We start from the raw sequence: 15,158 nt of genomic DNA on the forward strand, positions 1-15,158 counted from the left end.
GATTCCGATTGTCAGTAGGAGACCGAGGATCGCTGCCTTGCGTGGATCGAATCGACTCATCAGCGCGAAGTTAGCAACCACCCTCGCCGAACGCGGCGACCTTCGCTTGCGAGACCCCCGTTACGACGAGAGGGGCCCGCTGATGCCAGCGGGGCCCCTCTCACTTACATCCATACTCCCGCTCCGAGCCCTAGGCGGTGGCCAGGGCCGGCTCGGGCGTGGCGGTGGGAGCCTCGACCGCGGCGGGCAGAGCGAACATCCGCTCGCGCACGGCGGCGTCGAGCTCGGCGGCCGCCTCGGGGTTCTCGGTGAGGTAGGCCCGTGCCTTGGCGGCGCCCTGGTGGCGGCTGCCGTCGGGGAGCGTGTAGAAGGCACCGGACTTGCTCACGAGGCCGTAGCCGCGCTTGGGGTCCGAGGCGACGTCGAGCAGCATCCCGAAGGTGTCGAAGCCCTCGCCGAAGCGGATCGTGAACTCGGCCTGCCGGAACGGCGGAGCGACCTTGTTCTTGACGACCTTGATCCGGACGCGGTTGCCGATGGCGTCCGTGCCCTCCTTGAGGGTCTCGATGCGGCGGATGTCGAGCCGGACCGACGCGTAGAACTTCAGCGCCCGGCCACCGGGGGTGGTCTCGGGGGAGCCGAACATGACGCCGATCTTCTCGCGGAGCTGGTTGGTGAAGATCACCGTGCAGTTGTGCTTGGGCGTGAGACTGACCAGCTTGCGGCACGCCTTGGACATCAGGCGGGCCTGCACACCCACCGAGGAGTCGGTCATCTCGCCCTCGAGCTCGGCCTTGGGGGTCAGGGCCGCGACCGAGTCGATCACGACCAGGGCCACCGCGCCGGACTCGATCAGCTTCTCGGCGATCGACAGGGCCTGCTCGCCGTTGTCGGGCTGGGAGACCACGAGATCGGCCACGTTCACGCCGACATTGCCGGCGTACTCCGGGTCCATCGCGTGCTCGGTGTCGATGAAGGCGCAGATGCCACCGGCCGCCTGGACCTGGGCCATGACCTCGTAGCAAAACGTCGTCTTACCCGAGCTCTCGGGACCGTAGATCTCGACCACGCGACCCGACGGCAGGCCGCCGATGCCGAGCGCCTCGTCGAGGACGATCGAGCCGGTGGGAACGGCCTGGACACGCGAGCGGATCTGCTCGGGGTCCATCTGCATGATGGAGCCCTCTCCGAACTCCCTCGTGATCGTTCCCATCGCGGCGCGGAGCGCCTCGAGCTTCTTCTCATCTGCCACTGTTCGATTTCTCCTTGTCTCGGGACTGGACTGGCCGGCCTCTCGTTGACACCGAACTTACGTGTCCGGGAGCCGCCAAGGAGTGGTTCTCGCGGTCTCTGAGAAGGGTGTCGGCCGAGCCTGTCAGAGAAGCCACCGGGTGCCTCCGCCTGCGGCCTATTGTCCTCGTCCATGGCCCGAACCCGCGTACCTGACTGCCTGATGATCTGCCCGGTGTGCCCCAAGGATGAGCGCATCAGGATCAGCTTCTTCTCGAGTGCCACGAGTGTCCGATGCAACAAGTGCCGGACGAACTACCGGGCCCTGACCCAGATCGTCGCTGACACCACGCGCCAGCGCCCCGCGATGGGCGGCCGGCGCGGCTACCGGGTCACCACCAAGGACTCCGGCGGTCACGTCGCTCATCACCGCTTCGAGGCCCCTGCCGGCCTGAAGGCCCTCAGCGGCCAGCGGATCAGCATCATCTCGCGACGGGGGCGGATCATCGGTATCGCCAACCAGGCGACCGAGACCTGGTATCCGGTGCCGAACCGCTCCCTGGGCCAGGTCTCGACGCTGGCGCAGCTGGGCGGCGTCGTCGCCGCTCTCGCAATCGCCATCTACCTCGCGGTCGTCTCGGTCATCTCCCTCGGCAGCGAGGCGATCTCCGGGCTCGGCGGGCCGGCGCTGATGATCCTGGCCATCCTCGTGTTGCTCTCACCCCTCGCCGACGGCCTGCGCGCTGACGCGGCGAGGCCAAAATCCGACTGACGCGGGGTCTCACTTCTAAGGTTCGACCGATGCCTGGCCTCGCTCACATCCGTCGTCTGCTCGTCGTGACGGCGTTGATGATGCTGGCCGTCTTCCCTGCGCTCGCCACCGCGAACGCCGGTGACACGCCGGGCCTCGGCACCGGAACGCCGATCTTCAGCCCGGATCTGCCCTTCCAGCTTCCGATCCTCGCGCCGAGCGTGGGCAACAACGAAGCCTTCACCTTCAGCTGCGTCCTGCCTCCGTCGACCGAGAACTCCGACGCCTCCAGACGCGCCCAGAGCCTCGCGGTCTCAGGCGACACGCTGAGCGAGGAGGATGTCAGCACCCTTCGACGCCTGATCGAGTTCGAGCAGAAGATCTGGCGCGACAAGGACATCGAGGACGACCTGAAGCGCAAGATCGCGGCCTTCGTCGCCGACGGAACCCCCGTCGCCAGCGGCGGAGTCGATGGCGTCCTTGTCGAGAAGATCCTCAAGGACATCAAGCCGGTGCGCGAGTCGGCGAGCCCGCGCGTCCTCGCGATGCTCAACCCCGACCCCGACGTCAAGGAGGAGAAGAGCCTCCTCGCCTTCATCCCGAGCGACTGCCCGTGGAACATCGGCATCGACCTCGAGGCGCCGGGGCTCTTCGACCTCTTCGACGATCCGGGCCGGTTCTTCGTGGACCTGAGCGTCTACCTGATCTCCCAGCCGGCCAGCGCCATCTACGACACGGTCGGCCCGTTCACCTACCGCTTCACCTTCTTCACGCCGCACGTCGAGCGCGGCGAGTCGATCTTCAACACGCCGGGATTCAGCAGCGACACCGCCGATGCGGCCGCGGCGGCTCGGGGCTATGACGTCAGCCTCGCCAAGGACGCCAACGAGCAGGTGAAGCGCAGCGGCTGGCTCCAGGCCGCCGTCTGGCTGCGCACGCTCGTCTCGGGGCTCTACATCCTGGTGCTGGTCGGGGCGGCGTTCCTGTTCATGGCCCGGGGGCCGGTGCGCAACAAGATCAACGCCCTCGAAGTGGCGCCCCTGGCGTTGCTGTCGATCATCATCGTCCTCGTCGGGCCGATCCTGATCGGCTACGGCATCACCCTCAGCAACCTGACGGTCGGTGAGTTCTTCCGGATGGACGCGAGCTGCTCGGCCACGGCGGTCGGAGCATCGGGGGGACAGTGCACCACGGCCCTCCAGCAGATGAACGCGATCATCACCAGCGTGCCGAGTGGCGGGGGATGGGCCGAGGTCTTCTACCGCGCGCTCGCCCTGAACGGCGCCGCGATCGCCTTCCTCCTCTTCACGATCGTGATCCTGGTCCGGATGATCGCCCTGATCGCCCTCGTGGTGCTGCTGCCGGTCGCCAGCTTCCTGATCATCTTCGGCCGCCGCCAGCGTCAGTGGTTCGCCGCCTACGTCGCCGCTCTGGCAGTCGCGATCTTCCTGCCGGTCGGCATGGCCCTGATCCTTCGCATCGGCCTGGCGCTCAACCCGCTGACCGGTGACATCACCGCCGCCGGCACTCTCGGAGACGTCTCGACCGGGGAGCGCCTCATCGGCCTCCTGGTCCTGATGGTGACGTTCTGGGGGATGTTGAAGCTGGTCAAGTTCATCCGCGGCCTGATGGGTCAGGGCCAGGCGGGTGCGGGGTTCCGCGATCTGCGTCGGATGGGGTCGCAGGCCTCTGTCCGCGCACGGGCCGCGGGTGGCTCTGCGGGGGGCCTGATCCCGGGCCGCGGCAAGCAGGGCGAGGAGGACTCCTCGATCGCCCCGGGCCCGTCCGCGCCCTCGAACCCCATGCGTCCGGGCTTCGGCCGCCGCGGCGCCCCGGGCGTTCCGAGCACGGCTGCGGCCCTGGGAATCGGCGGAGCCGCCCAGCCGGGCGCAGACGCCGCGGCAGGCGCCGTCCAGGGCGCGGCTGTCGCGGGTGCGGCCGTCCCCACGGGCGCCGAGGGCGCCCCCATCGTCAGGACCGACACCACCGGCCGCTCGCCGATGGACGGGACCTCGCTCCTTGGCGCCGCCGGCGCGCAGGCCCAGGGCGCCACCCCGGTGCGTCGCCCCGTCTCCCGCGAGCAGTACGAGTCGGCGATGCGCGAGCGTCGCGATGACCTGTCCTCGGCTGTCTCGACCGGCTCGATGCCCCCTGCGCGCGAGTGGCTGCCGGTCCAGGACGGCGACGAGTACTACCTCGAGCAGAACATGAACTTCGACGGCGAGCCCGGCGAGGCCGCGGGCGTCGGTGCGCCGGCGGCCGCGGGCGCACGGGTCATGCGCTCCACTTCTTCTGAGGGGAGCGCCAACTCCTACGTGCCCCAGGACGACGACGGATTCGATGGACCGAGCCCGGTGATGATCGCCCGTCCGGCGAGCATGGGCGCGGTGGAGGGGCATGACCCGGAGGCAGAGGAGGCGTACGCCGGCGTCGGACACGGGGTCGGCGGCATGGCCCCTACGATCGGCGGCGGCGGTCCCTCCCCTTATGAGGCGGTCCCAGGCGCGGAGGATCTGGAGGGCCCGCTGATGCGGATGAGCTCACCCAGTCTCGGCGGCCAGGACGGCGCCTTCTTCGACGACGCCAGCGCAGGTTTCTCCGACGCCGGCGGCGCCCCGTCGGTGGACATGACCTCGTCCTCCCCGGCGGCCACCCCGAGCGGAGACGAGGGCATCGACGCCTTCTTCACCCCCGAGGAGCCCGGCGCCGGCGCGTCCACCGGTGTGGACGCCGACCTCGGCGAGCGCATCGGCGAGCGCGTCGACTCCGCCGTCGAGCGTCTCGGGGAGGGGATCACCGAGACCCACCAGGAGAGCACCGCCAGGATCGTCGACGCCACCGAGCGGAGCTCGGCGATGATCGGTGAGACGACCGATGCCGCGAGTGCCGCGGTGGTCTTCGGCCAGGCCGAGACCGCTCAGGCCATCGGCGGGCAGATCGCCGACTCCCACGCGGACATCGCGGCCGGCATGAGCCGCAACATGGGCGACCTCCAAGAGTCCCTGTCGTCCGCGATCGAGGGCGGGATGGCCGGTTCAGCCACCGTCCATGGTGAGCGGATCGCGATGCTGCTCGCCGGCGGCGACAAGGAGATGGGCGGGATCTCCGACCTGGCGCGCAACCTCGGTGAGCGACACGACGAGATGCGCTCGAGCCTCGCCGACATGAGCGAGCGGTTCTCGCTGGCCAGCCGGGCGGAGCGCGAGGCGATGATGACCACGATGCTGAGCCGCTCCGCTGAGCTCCGCCAGCTGCGCCAGGAGATCTCCGGCGGCCACCTCGCCACCGACGAGCACGTCCGCGCGCTCGGCCTCGGAGGAGTCGCCGACGATGTCGATGAGTCTCTGCGGGTGATGGACCAGAGCTTCGCCGCCCAGCAGCAGTCGCTCGAGGCGATGATCGACCGCATGCGCTCCTGAGATCTCCTCCGCGGCGGAGGGAGATTCTGGCCCCCGCGCGCCGGGCTCACCCATCATGAGCTCGAGCTATGGCACGCCAACCGACCAGACTTCCCTCGGGCCTGAACGACGAGGGCTACTTCCTCACCACGAGCATGATCTCGCTGACCCTGCGTCAGCTGATGGCCCTGCTCGGCGGCGGAATGCTCTTCTATCTCGGCGCTGAGATCCTGAACAACTTCCTCCCCGGGCCGATCGCCTGGGTGCTCGCGCTTCCGATCCTGCTGACAGGGGTCGCGTTCGCCTTCATCAAGCGCAAGGGGCGCCCGATCGACGACTGGCTCGGCGACAAGCTGCGATTCCTGATCGAGCCGACCGTCTACACGATGCGCGACCCGAACGCCGAGGAGCCCGAGAGCGACGAGGCGGAGTGGACCGAGGAGAAGATCCGTGGCTGAGTCATCGGTCCTCGACCTCGTCCCGGTCTGGCGGATCCTCCCCGAGGCCGGTCAGAGCGATGGCGCGATCCTGATCATGCGCGACGGCAGCTTCCGGATGATCATGCGCGCCGGCGCCGTGAACTTCGACATGAAGTCGCCGAGCGAGCAGGGCGCGATCTCGGACGCCTTCGGGGCGCTGCTGAACTCCCTGAGCGCCGACTTCCCGCTCCAGATCCTGGTCCACACCAAGAACCTGGACGCCAACAGCTACATGCGCCAGTTCGAGTCGCGACGGCGGGACACCACCCTGCCGGCGCTGACACGGGCCCTGATCGAGGACCACTGCACGCACTTCGAAGCCCAGGTGCGCGACCACAATCTGCTCCAGCGCGAGTTCTACTTCGTGGTCCCCTACGGCGTGGAGACGACCAGCATCAAGAAGGGCTCGGACTCCCTTCCGGGGTGGTCGATCATCAAGGCCCTGATCACGCCCGACGACTCGCGCTTCGAGCCGAAGATCGACGCCCTGAAGCTCGACATCGTCCGCCAGCAGCTGGACCTGCGAGCCCACCAGCTGGAGGGCTATCTGGGCCGGATCGAGATCCCGAGCCGGCGCCTCAACTTCTTCGAAGTGCGCGAGCTCCTCTATGAGATGTACAACCCCGACGCCGCCCGGCGCCAGCGACAGCGATCCGTGCCACGCTCGGACCGCCTCTTCTCCGGGCCGCGCCGTGTCGTCGCCGAGGACGCCGGCCGCCGCGCCGCGCCGGCCTCGACGCCGAACGAAGCCCCCCAGGTGCTGCGCGCCCGGCCGGTCGAGACGACCCCCCGCCCCGCCCCTCCGCGTCCTGCCCCGCCGCGGGCCGCTCCTGCTGATGACCGTCCCGAGGAAGGTCGCCGGCGCGCCCGGCCGACCGCGGGATCCCCGCCTGCCGCGCCAGGTCACGCTGCCCCGGATGAGCGCCGTCGTTCACGTCCGGCCGCTCCGGCGCCGGCGTCCAACGAGCCTCCGCGCATCGGCTGAGCCGCCCCCTGGGCGGTAGCGAGATTGCCCTCCTGCCGATCCCGGGCGGCGCACTATCGCGGTCTCATGGGATTCCATCCACTCAAGAACCTCAAGGACGCGATCGCCGCTGAGCCCGATGAGGGCCCGGTCCTCGAGGACGAGGAGGTCCATGAGGATCCGCTTCTCGAGCGGGGCGCCATGGAGGTCCGGCGGATGGTCGCCCCCCAGTCCTTCGTGGTCAACCAGTACCACCTGAGGGTGGGCGGCGAGTTCTGCCGCACGCTCTGGATCCAGACCTACCCGCCGACGGTCCAGGACAACTGGCTCGGCCCGCTCTTCCTCTGGCAGGAGGTGATGGACGTGAGCATGTTCATCAACCCGCTCGAGACCGACCGGGTGCTGCGCAACCTGCGTCAGCTCGTGAACCGCGACGAGGCCCAGCTGACCGTCTTCGACGAGCAGGACAAGGACCGCGACTATGCCCTCGAGCGTCGCTACGCCGACAACCAGAAGTTCATCGCCGCGCTCGAGAACGACCAGACCCGGGCGTTTCAGATCTCGATCATCATCACCCTGCGCGCCCGCAGCGAGGCGCAGCTTGACGCGATCTCGGAGATGCTCGAGCGGCGCCTGTCGATGTGCCACATCTCGCGCGCGGACCTGCGCCACAAGTCGGGATTCATCTCGACGCTGCCCCTGCTCGACAACCGCCTCAGCGACATGTTCGCGGTGACCAACATGCAGACCCAGGGCGTCCAGACGATGTTCCCCCTGACCTCGTCTGACATCGCCCACCCGACCGGCGTCCTGCTCGGCGTCAACATGATCACCCGCTCGAACGTGATCGTGGACCGCTTCCTGCAGCCGCTGATCGCCAACCCGACGATGGCGATCCTCGGGGTGCCGGGCTCGGGCAAGAGCTACGCCGCCAAGTCCGAGATGCTGCGCTGGAACGTGCTCCACGGCGTGCCGGTGATCGCCATCGACCCCCAGAACGAGTACGACCGGCTCTGCGAGGGCCTGGGCGGGCAGTTCGTGGACATCTCCGCCGACAGCCGCGACAAGATCAACCCGCTCGACTTCAGCCACCAGGTCGGCTCGGAGACCAACGCCCTCCAGCAGAAGCTGACGTTCATGATCGGCATGGTCGAGGTCCTGCTGCGCGCCGGCTCCCGCGAGCGGCCGCCGCTCACCGACTACCAGCGGGCGATCCTCGAGCGCGCCCTCCAGGCGCTCTACAAGCGCCACGGCTATGAGATCCGCTCGATCCAGTCCCAGCAGTCCGCGACGCCCGAGAACATGCCGCTGCTCGGGGATCTCTATGACTCCCTGGTGCGGCTGGACCGGATCTCCTCGACCAAGGACGCCGCCTTCCACGCCCAGATCACCCCGTTGATCGTCGGCATGGGGCCCTACGTCAACAGCGGCGCCTACTCGGGCATGTTCGACCACCCGACGACGGTCGACCTGAGCTCGCACTTCATCGTCTTCAACATCCAGAAGCTCGAGGACTCCCTCCTGCCGATGGGCATGTACCTGATCCTCGAGTTCCTGCGGACGGCCCTGTTCACCCTCCGTCAGATGCACTCGGGCAAGAGGCGCCTGCTCTACGTGGACGAGGCCCAGCGCCTGATGGACTTCCCCGAGACGAGCTCGTTCCTCGACTGGGTGGCCCGGACGGCCCGTAAGTTCAACGTCGGCCTCACGGTGATCACCCAGAACATCGAGGGCTTCCTTCTCGACGCGAACGGCCAGGAGAACCGCGCCGGCCGCGCGATCCTCGCCAACTGCGCGACCACCCTGATGCTCCGCCAGCACGCGAACTCCCAGGAGGTGCTCTCCAAGGCCTTCCGGCTCTCACCCGCCGAGGCTCAGCACCTGGCGACCTTCGGCCCCGGTGAGGGACTCCTGAAGGTCGGCGATGAGCGGTGCTGGGTCACGATGACGAACATGACCAGCCCCCTCGAGCACCGGATGATCACCACCAACGCCTCCGAGGTCGCGAAGATCCACCGCGAGATCGAGGCTGCCGACCAGCAGCGTCAGATCGGCAGCGGCCCCCGCCGCTGAGCTCCCGGGGGCGCCGGCTCCGCGGCGGCCCCCTACTGCTGCCTGATCGCGAGTGCCTCGGCTGTCTTGCAGCGCCGGCAGTCCGCGTCCCCGCAGCCGATCTTCGACTCGGCGACGCTGATGCTCTCGCGGAGAGACGCGATGTCGCGCGCGCGCTTCTGCTTGCTGGCCTTCCCCATCGCGGAAAGGGCCAGGACGAGGGCCACCGCGAGGACGGCCCCGCAGCCGGCGAAGATCAGCGGTAGGAAGCTGTCCTCCCCCGCGGACGTGTCCACTCCTGAGACTCGCATTCCAAGCGTCCAGCCACCGAACGCCGCGGCGCCGATCAGCAGAAGCGAGAGCCGAAACAGGGCGTCATCGGAGAAGCCGCCGACGGATTCCTCGATCTTCTTCGCGAGCTTCGCCTTGTCGGCGGCGATCGCGCGCTCGATCGGCTCTTCCGGACCGTGGGTCTCCCGCGCCTTCCTCAGCCGGATGAGGTGCTGCTCACGGCTGGTTCGCTCGAGGTCGGCTTCTGCTTGTCGCCTCCGGCGGACCTTCAGCGCAGCGCGCTCGGCTTCCTCGCGGGCCTCGCGGGCATCGATCTCCTTCGCGGCCTCCCCGGCCGATGCGGCCGCCCGCTCCCGGCACCACACGCAGGTCCTCACGGGCTTCGTCCAAGACTCGACCTCGGCCTCGATCACCCGCGGGCTGGGGCCGGAGGGGTACGGGTAGTTGCTGCTCAGGCCGTTGTGAGTCGTCGCCATCAGGACCGGGACCTGGACCGTCACGGGGACATGGACCGGGACGAAGGGAGGACTATGTATCGGTTGCCCCGTCGGGGCGAAGCCGATCACGGGTCCCGGCACCATGTGGGTCTGGGTGTAGGTGTGTCCCACCTCCCCGACCTCCACGCTCAGTAGGAGATGATCCTCGCACCGGCGCTGCCCACACTCCTGGCAGGCGACCGATCCACGAAGGCTCTCGCAGGTCTGGCAGGTGAAGCGGGCGCCGCTCATGGCTGGTTCCGTTCCTCTGAGCACGTCGTCCCCGGTGAACTCGACCTAGCGGAGCCCTTTGGATCCGCGGTCGTGGAATCTACGGACCGACCGGCATGGACAGAACTGGACGTCCGTACAGTCGCCTCGTCGGCCGCCGGCGGCCCGTCGCTGTGTGATGACCTGCCTTCGGCAACATCGGAGAGTGCTGTGTGGCAGTGGATGACCCTAGGGGACCAAGGATCACGGTCGGCCGTCCGGCCAGGTAAGTCCCGGCGGTCGGGGAGTCGCCCTTGCGCGGATGCGAAACGGGCCGGGGCACCTGCAAGCGTCGGTAAGATCATCACATGACGGACCTGGTTCTCGAAGCCGATGAGAGTGTCGGAGGTGGCGACCTCTTCCTCGGTGAGGATGTCGATCTCTCCGATGAGACGGTCCTTCGCAACCTCCAGCGCGTGATCGAGGAGGTCGTCGGCAGCGCCCGTGGTGTCCGCATCAGCGTCCTGTCCGCCGACCAGTGGCTGACGGCGGTGGACCGCCTCGTCCCCGCCTCTCTGCGCCGCGGGGTGCGTCAGCACTTCCACATCCTCGCGGACCCGAAGAAGCGCGGTCATCTGCTGGTCGGGCCGGCGACGCTGGCGGGCCTGAACGAGAAGTCCTGCCAGATCACCGCGGAGGTGACCTACGCGATCCTGAAGTCGGGGACGCCGGCTCCGCCACCCCTGTATCAGCGCGGCTCGGCCGATCTGCTCGCCGAGGAGGTCGCCCAGCGGATCGAGGTGCCGATCTTCACGCACAACTACCCGCGCGAGGCCCGGTTCTGTGCTGAGATGATCTCGATGCTCCAGATCGACCACGCCGGCTTCGAGCGACGCGAATGGCTCGGGACTCTCATGACGAGTCCGCGTCAGTTCTTCCTCGCGGTTCGCAAGTCGCGCTTCAGTGACAGGCTGCTCGAGGCCGTCAAGCAGGACGAGGCCCTTCTCGCCCGGCTCGAGGCTCCACGGCGCCCGGCGCTCGTGGCCGCCCTCGCCTCCACGGAGATGACACACGACGATCCGCTGGTTCGGCTGACCGAGCGCCTGCTCGTGGCCTACCGCGCCGAGGCCAAGGTCGCCTGATGGCCGATCTCGGTCAGTTCCCCTCAGACAGCGGCGAGGAGGTCGAGGACCTCCTGCGCGAAGGCCGGCCGCGCCTTGCCACCCAGGCCCTGATCGACGCCTTCGCCGACTGCCTGCCCGAGCTCCCCCTTCGCTTCAGCCTGCTGCTGGTGCGGGTGGACGAGCAGACGGCTCTCGAGGTCGCCCAGGGCATCCGCCGGGGCGACAAGGTCTCCCTCACCCTCACCGACGGGCCCCGCGAGGCCCTCAGCGTCTACTGGGGTGCGCGCCGGGTCGGGGACCTGGCCGCCTCGGACCGCGAGCTCGTGCTCGAGTTCGGCGAGCACCGCGCGCTCTACACGCCCCGCGTGCTCGAGATCCTCTTCCGCCCCGGAGCCGGTGGTGGACTCCAGACCTTCGCGATCGAGCTGGTGCGGCCCGAGCAGCGTCGCTGCCCGCGCTGCGGCAGGACGATGCCCGCGCGCTCCGGCCACCGCTGCAAGACCGACCCCGAGATCGAGGCGCGCCCCGGTCAGCCGGCGGTCGCCCTCCACGGCCCCCTGGCCTCGCTGATCAGCGACAGGGACAGCCGGCGCCGCTCACCCCGCTAGGGGCCCCGTTACCGGACCTCGCCGGGCCCGACGCGTGCCGGTAGTGCTCTGCCGTCGATCGGGGATACTGATGCGGCCAGGCATCAGGCCACTCAGCGTCCGTCGCGGGGGCTCACCATCGACCACCAGACCCGCGGACTCCTCCGAGCTCTCCGCATCGACCAGGTGCCGTCCTCTCCGGCGCGGCCCTCAGGACGGGTGCTGGCCGGACCAGAGTCCCGTCGCGAGATGCCGATCGATGAGCGCCTCCAGGTCGTCATCCTCCACCTCGAAGAGGGGCGTAGGCGCCGGGGTCGCCCCCAGGTTGACCAGCAGCTGGCCGAGCCTCATGTCGGGGACGGCGTCCCAGGCGACGGCGAGCTTGCCGAGGATGCGCTCCATCCGCTCAGGGTCTCTCATCGTTCAGCTCCTCCGGTGCCGCCGGCCACGCAGCCGGCGGAGCGAACATCCGCTCACGCACGGCGCGTCGAGCTCGACGGCCGCCTCCGGGTCCTTGCGTGGATCGACTCGGTTCATCCGCGCGAAGTTAGCAACCGCCCCAGCCGAACACGGGCGACCTTCGCGTGCAAGCCTCCTCGTGACCGCGCAAGGGCTCCGCTGATGTCATCAGTCCCACCTGCTCCTGGAGGTGCGGGGTGATCCTCCCATCGCTGGGGGCCGCGCTCTCTGCTGCCGCGGACCAGGTCGGCCACCCGGCAGCAGGCGTCGCGCTCTACCCCTCCGCCGGCGCCGACACCATGCCTCTCATCCAGCTGTCCAAGGCCCGTTGCCTGGCTGCGATCGGTGATGGACCTCAGGCGGTCGGCGTCTTCGCCTACGTGGACAACCAGCCGGTGCTCGAGCCGCGGGCCCAGCTGGCCTTCAAGGATGCGCGTACCTCCATAGAGACGGCGCAGTCCATCCCCGTTTCCATCGCGGGTCGCCCCGCCTGGATGCTGAGTGTTCGCGTGACGAGCCATTCGGAGCGATGGTCGACGGTCTGCGCGGTGATCCGCATCGAAGCGGACAACAGCGTCGTCGCATCCTGGTGCGAGAAGGAGGGTTGGAGGCCGGACATCTTCATCGGTGTCTGCGATGGATGCGGCGCCTTCGGCGGCAACCAGGGCAGATGCGTCAACGCGCTCCACGGCTCAGGGTTCCTCGGTCCACAGACCCCCGACTGGTGGATCACCGACCACTTCCCCAGTGCGGAGCCGCCCAGGTTCGAGGGATCCCACGTCCTCAGCACCGAGGACGGATTCCCCTATGCGCTGCGTCGAGTCGCGCGCATGGGAGGGTGGCCGGGTGGGTACGGGCGCTGGCACCCGGAGGTCCGCGGCAGCACCCTCTACCGCGTCGAGCGGGTCGGCGAGACCCTGTCGATCTTCTGAGTCGGTGTGGCCTCACTGACCGCCTGGGACAGCCGGTGCCGGACTCCCACGCGGGACCCGGGGCCTGGGGCCGACCTCACAGGCGCCCCGACGGGGCCAACGCTCTAGACTTGCCGGCGGCCGAGAGGCCACATCCTGGAACGCGTGAGAGAGGACCTCGACGGTGGGTCTGTTCCGGAGCAGGGAGGTCCGCGACCATGAAGCGCGCACCGCGCGGCTCGCGGATGTCGGATTGGACCACCTGGTGGCTATCCAGGGATGGCTTCCGACCTCGAACCTGACCGACTCCCTCACGTCCTACGCGCGGGCGTGTCAGCCATTCTTCGCGGCCGTCACGCTCGGGGGAGCGGCGACGACAGCCCATCTCATCGCGAGCCGGCCGCAGCTCCAGAGATCCGGGAAGGATGGCGGCGATCTCGTCCCCGACATCTACGCCAGGGCGATGCACGTTGTCGCGATACGTCTTGGCCTGGCTCTCCTGGATGGCGCGTCATCTCCCGAGCGCGACGCCCTGACGTTCACCTGCACCCAGGTTCTGATGAGGCCATCAGGCGACGGAGTCTTCAACGAGATCCTCGAACTCTGGCCTCGGAGCACCGGCGCGGACAGGCTGGGACAGGCAAAGATCCAGGCCCCGTGGCTCCTGGCTCCGCTCGGCCTTGACGAGGACCCTCTCGCTCTTGATCAGGCCACCGAGCAGATCTCTTCCGGGGCGAGGATGGCCGCCAGCTGGCTTCGGGAGAAGGGGCCCTCGGGCTGGTATCTGACCCGGGTCCCGCTCGCAGATCTCCAGTAGGCCCGCTTGCCCTATCCGCTGCGGGTGAGGCAGCTGGGCAGCCGGGAGAACTCCCAGCGGCCCTCGCCGGCGCGGAGCAGGCCGACCGCCTGGAGCAGGCGCAGGTGCTTGCGCGCCATCGCCGCTGACTGGCGCGGCTCCGAGGTCTCGGGGTCCATCTCCAGGAGGTTGGCGCGCAGGGCGAGCCCCTCGGCGTCGAGCATCAGGCCGGTCTTCTGCTGGACGAGCACGAGGACCAGGAACGAGCGGTAGACGTGGGCGGTGATCCCCGCCGGGCAGTCCTTGGCCAGGGATGCGTAGGCGTCGAGCTTCCCCTCGGCCTCGATCGCCTTGACGGCGCCGAGTGACATCCGCGTGCGGAGCACGGCGGCACGCTGACGCGCGAGGCGCAGTGCCTCCTGGCTGCGGAAGCGGTAGATGCCCTCGACCGGGTCCTCTGCAGGAAGCAGCTCGGCCCAGGTGATCAGGTCCTCGGGGCGGCAGTCGAGGAGCTTCGCGAACTCCGCGCGGCTCATCTCGACATAGGCGACGCGCCCGTCCGGACTAAGCGCGCGTCGAGCCACGGCCCCTCCTCATCCGGGAACCGCTGAGCGCGGTCAGGAAGACACCGAGCACATAGCCCCCGAGGCCCATGACAAGGGCCGCCACCGGCTGGAGCTGATGGACGAGGGTGAGCATGACCACCGCGCAGGTCGCGAGCGCCAGCGCGTTGATCAGGCTGAGGAAGCTGAGGCGGAGGGCCGCCCGCAGGAACTCGGCGGACATGTGGACGCTGAGCATCAGGAAGATCAGCGGGCACATGAAGGTGATGGCGTAGAAGCCGACCTCCGCGTAGTCGCTGAAGTCCCCCAGCCGGCTGTCGAAGGCGGCGGCGAGCCAGAACGGCACCTCGAGATCGCCGAGCGAGGCGAAGAGGTCGCGCCAGATCCCGTAGAAGGCGGCGGTGATGGCCATCGCGAGGATCAGGCCCCCGCGGACCGAACGCTCCTCGGCCTTTCGGGCCTTGTGGACGCTGTCGAAGATGATGGTCTCGGCCTCGACCTCGGCACGCAGGGAGTCGAGGTCCCTCGCCGACAGGGGGGACAGCACCGCGGCGAAGGGATCCGACGGCTCGGGGTCGGCGGTCGTCGCGACGGGCTCGGGGCGGTGCCGGCGCAGCAGGCCGCCCACGCGCTCGCCGAGGCCGGCGCGCACGGAGAAGCCGAGCCGCTCGGGAGCGTCATCGACGGTGATCTCCGCCTCCTCACCCACCGGCTCCGGCGCCCGGTCGAACTGACGGGGCTCCGGAGCGACGCGCGGCGGACCGACCGCGGGCGGCTCGAAGAGGAGGTCCTCGAAGGAGGAACCCCTCAGTGTCTCGATGTCGACCCGCTCGATGATCGGCGGGACCTGCGGTGTCGCCATGAACG

14 protein-coding genes are annotated in these 15,158 nt (G+C 69.0%); 9 read left to right on the top strand and 5 right to left on the bottom strand.

Going from position 1 to position 15,158, the window contains the following annotated elements; translation table 11 throughout:
* Positions 1-190 precede the first annotated feature (190 nt).
* Entirely contained in the window at positions 191-1,252 is a 1,062-nt protein-coding gene (recA, locus tag IU369_RS22470; protein ID WP_281426262.1) for a recombinase RecA, read from the bottom strand.
* Between the two features lie 171 nt (positions 1,253-1,423).
* Here recA and IU369_RS22475 point away from each other — a divergent pair, with 171 nt between their 5' ends.
* The 5 genes from IU369_RS22475 to IU369_RS22495 all read left to right on the top strand — a co-directional run bounded on the left by IU369_RS22475 (position 1,424) and on the right by IU369_RS22495 (position 8,895).
* A complete protein-coding gene (locus IU369_RS22475) occupies positions 1,424-2,002 on the top strand; it encodes a hypothetical protein (protein ID WP_217924670.1) in 579 nt (192 codons plus the stop codon).
* 29 nt (positions 2,003-2,031) lie between these two features.
* Positions 2,032-5,400: a TrbL/VirB6 family protein gene (locus IU369_RS22480; protein WP_217924671.1), complete on the top strand. Its 3,369-nt coding sequence runs from the start codon at positions 2,032-2,034 to the stop codon at positions 5,398-5,400.
* A gap of 68 nt (positions 5,401-5,468) precedes the next feature.
* Positions 5,469-5,837 carry a PrgI family protein gene (locus tag IU369_RS22485; protein ID WP_217924672.1) on the top strand — a complete coding sequence of 123 codons (369 nt, stop codon included), beginning with the start codon at positions 5,469-5,471 and terminating at the stop codon, positions 5,835-5,837.
* On the top strand, positions 5,830-6,843 hold the full coding sequence (locus IU369_RS22490) for a TraC-like domain-containing protein (protein WP_217924673.1): 1,014 nt from the start codon (positions 5,830-5,832) through the stop codon (positions 6,841-6,843). The genes IU369_RS22485 and IU369_RS22490 overlap by 8 nt, the downstream gene beginning before the upstream one ends.
* Before the next feature lie 66 nt (positions 6,844-6,909).
* Positions 6,910-8,895, top strand: coding sequence for a VirB4 family type IV secretion system protein (locus IU369_RS22495; protein WP_217924674.1), 1,986 nt, complete (start codon positions 6,910-6,912; stop codon positions 8,893-8,895).
* Positions 8,896-8,927: 32 nt separating this feature from the next.
* Here IU369_RS22495 and IU369_RS22500 read toward each other — a convergent pair whose 3' ends face one another.
* Positions 8,928-9,893 (bottom strand): hypothetical protein, encoded by a 966-nt coding sequence (locus tag IU369_RS22500; RefSeq protein ID WP_217924675.1) that lies wholly within the window; start codon positions 9,891-9,893, stop codon positions 8,928-8,930.
* A 326-nt stretch (positions 9,894-10,219) separates the two neighbouring features.
* Between IU369_RS22500 and IU369_RS22505 the strand changes: the two genes are divergently transcribed.
* Both IU369_RS22505 and IU369_RS22510 read left to right on the top strand, forming a co-directional pair.
* Positions 10,220-10,993, top strand: a complete 774-nt coding sequence (locus tag IU369_RS22505; RefSeq protein ID WP_217924676.1) for a hypothetical protein — start codon at positions 10,220-10,222, stop codon at positions 10,991-10,993.
* Complete coding sequence (locus tag IU369_RS22510; RefSeq protein ID WP_217924677.1) at positions 10,993-11,583, top strand: hypothetical protein; 591 nt, start codon at positions 10,993-10,995, stop codon at positions 11,581-11,583. Before IU369_RS22505 ends, IU369_RS22510 begins: the two co-directional genes overlap by 1 nt.
* A 189-nt stretch (positions 11,584-11,772) precedes the next feature.
* On the opposite strand, the gene IU369_RS22515 is transcribed toward IU369_RS22510, so the two are convergent.
* The gene (locus IU369_RS22515; RefSeq protein ID WP_217924678.1) at positions 11,773-11,982 is read right to left on the bottom strand and encodes a hypothetical protein; all 210 of its coding nucleotides are present in this window, start codon (positions 11,980-11,982) and stop codon (positions 11,773-11,775) included.
* Between the two features lie 236 nt (positions 11,983-12,218).
* On the opposite strand from IU369_RS22515, the gene IU369_RS22520 reads away from it, so the two are divergent.
* Both IU369_RS22520 and IU369_RS22525 read left to right on the top strand, forming a co-directional pair.
* The gene (locus IU369_RS22520) at positions 12,219-12,953 is read left to right on the top strand and encodes a hypothetical protein (protein WP_217924679.1); all 735 of its coding nucleotides are present in this window, start codon (positions 12,219-12,221) and stop codon (positions 12,951-12,953) included.
* A gap of 163 nt (positions 12,954-13,116) precedes the next feature.
* Positions 13,117-13,749: a hypothetical protein gene (locus IU369_RS22525; RefSeq protein ID WP_217924680.1), complete on the top strand. Its 633-nt coding sequence runs from the start codon at positions 13,117-13,119 to the stop codon at positions 13,747-13,749.
* An 11-nt stretch (positions 13,750-13,760) separates the two neighbouring features.
* Here IU369_RS22525 and IU369_RS22530 read toward each other — a convergent pair whose 3' ends face one another.
* Together IU369_RS22530 and IU369_RS22535 are read right to left on the bottom strand one after the other, a co-directional pair.
* Positions 13,761-14,312: a hypothetical protein gene (locus tag IU369_RS22530; protein ID WP_217924681.1), complete on the bottom strand. Its 552-nt coding sequence runs from the start codon at positions 14,310-14,312 to the stop codon at positions 13,761-13,763.
* Positions 14,293-15,153 (bottom strand): hypothetical protein, encoded by an 861-nt coding sequence (locus tag IU369_RS22535; RefSeq protein ID WP_217924682.1) that lies wholly within the window; start codon positions 15,151-15,153, stop codon positions 14,293-14,295. The genes IU369_RS22530 and IU369_RS22535 overlap by 20 nt, the downstream gene beginning before the upstream one ends.
* Between the last annotated feature and the right edge of the window lie 5 nt (positions 15,154-15,158).

The organism is Miltoncostaea oceani (assembly GCF_018141545.1).
Classification (GTDB): domain Bacteria; phylum Actinomycetota; class Thermoleophilia; order Miltoncostaeales; family Miltoncostaeaceae; genus Miltoncostaea; species Miltoncostaea oceani.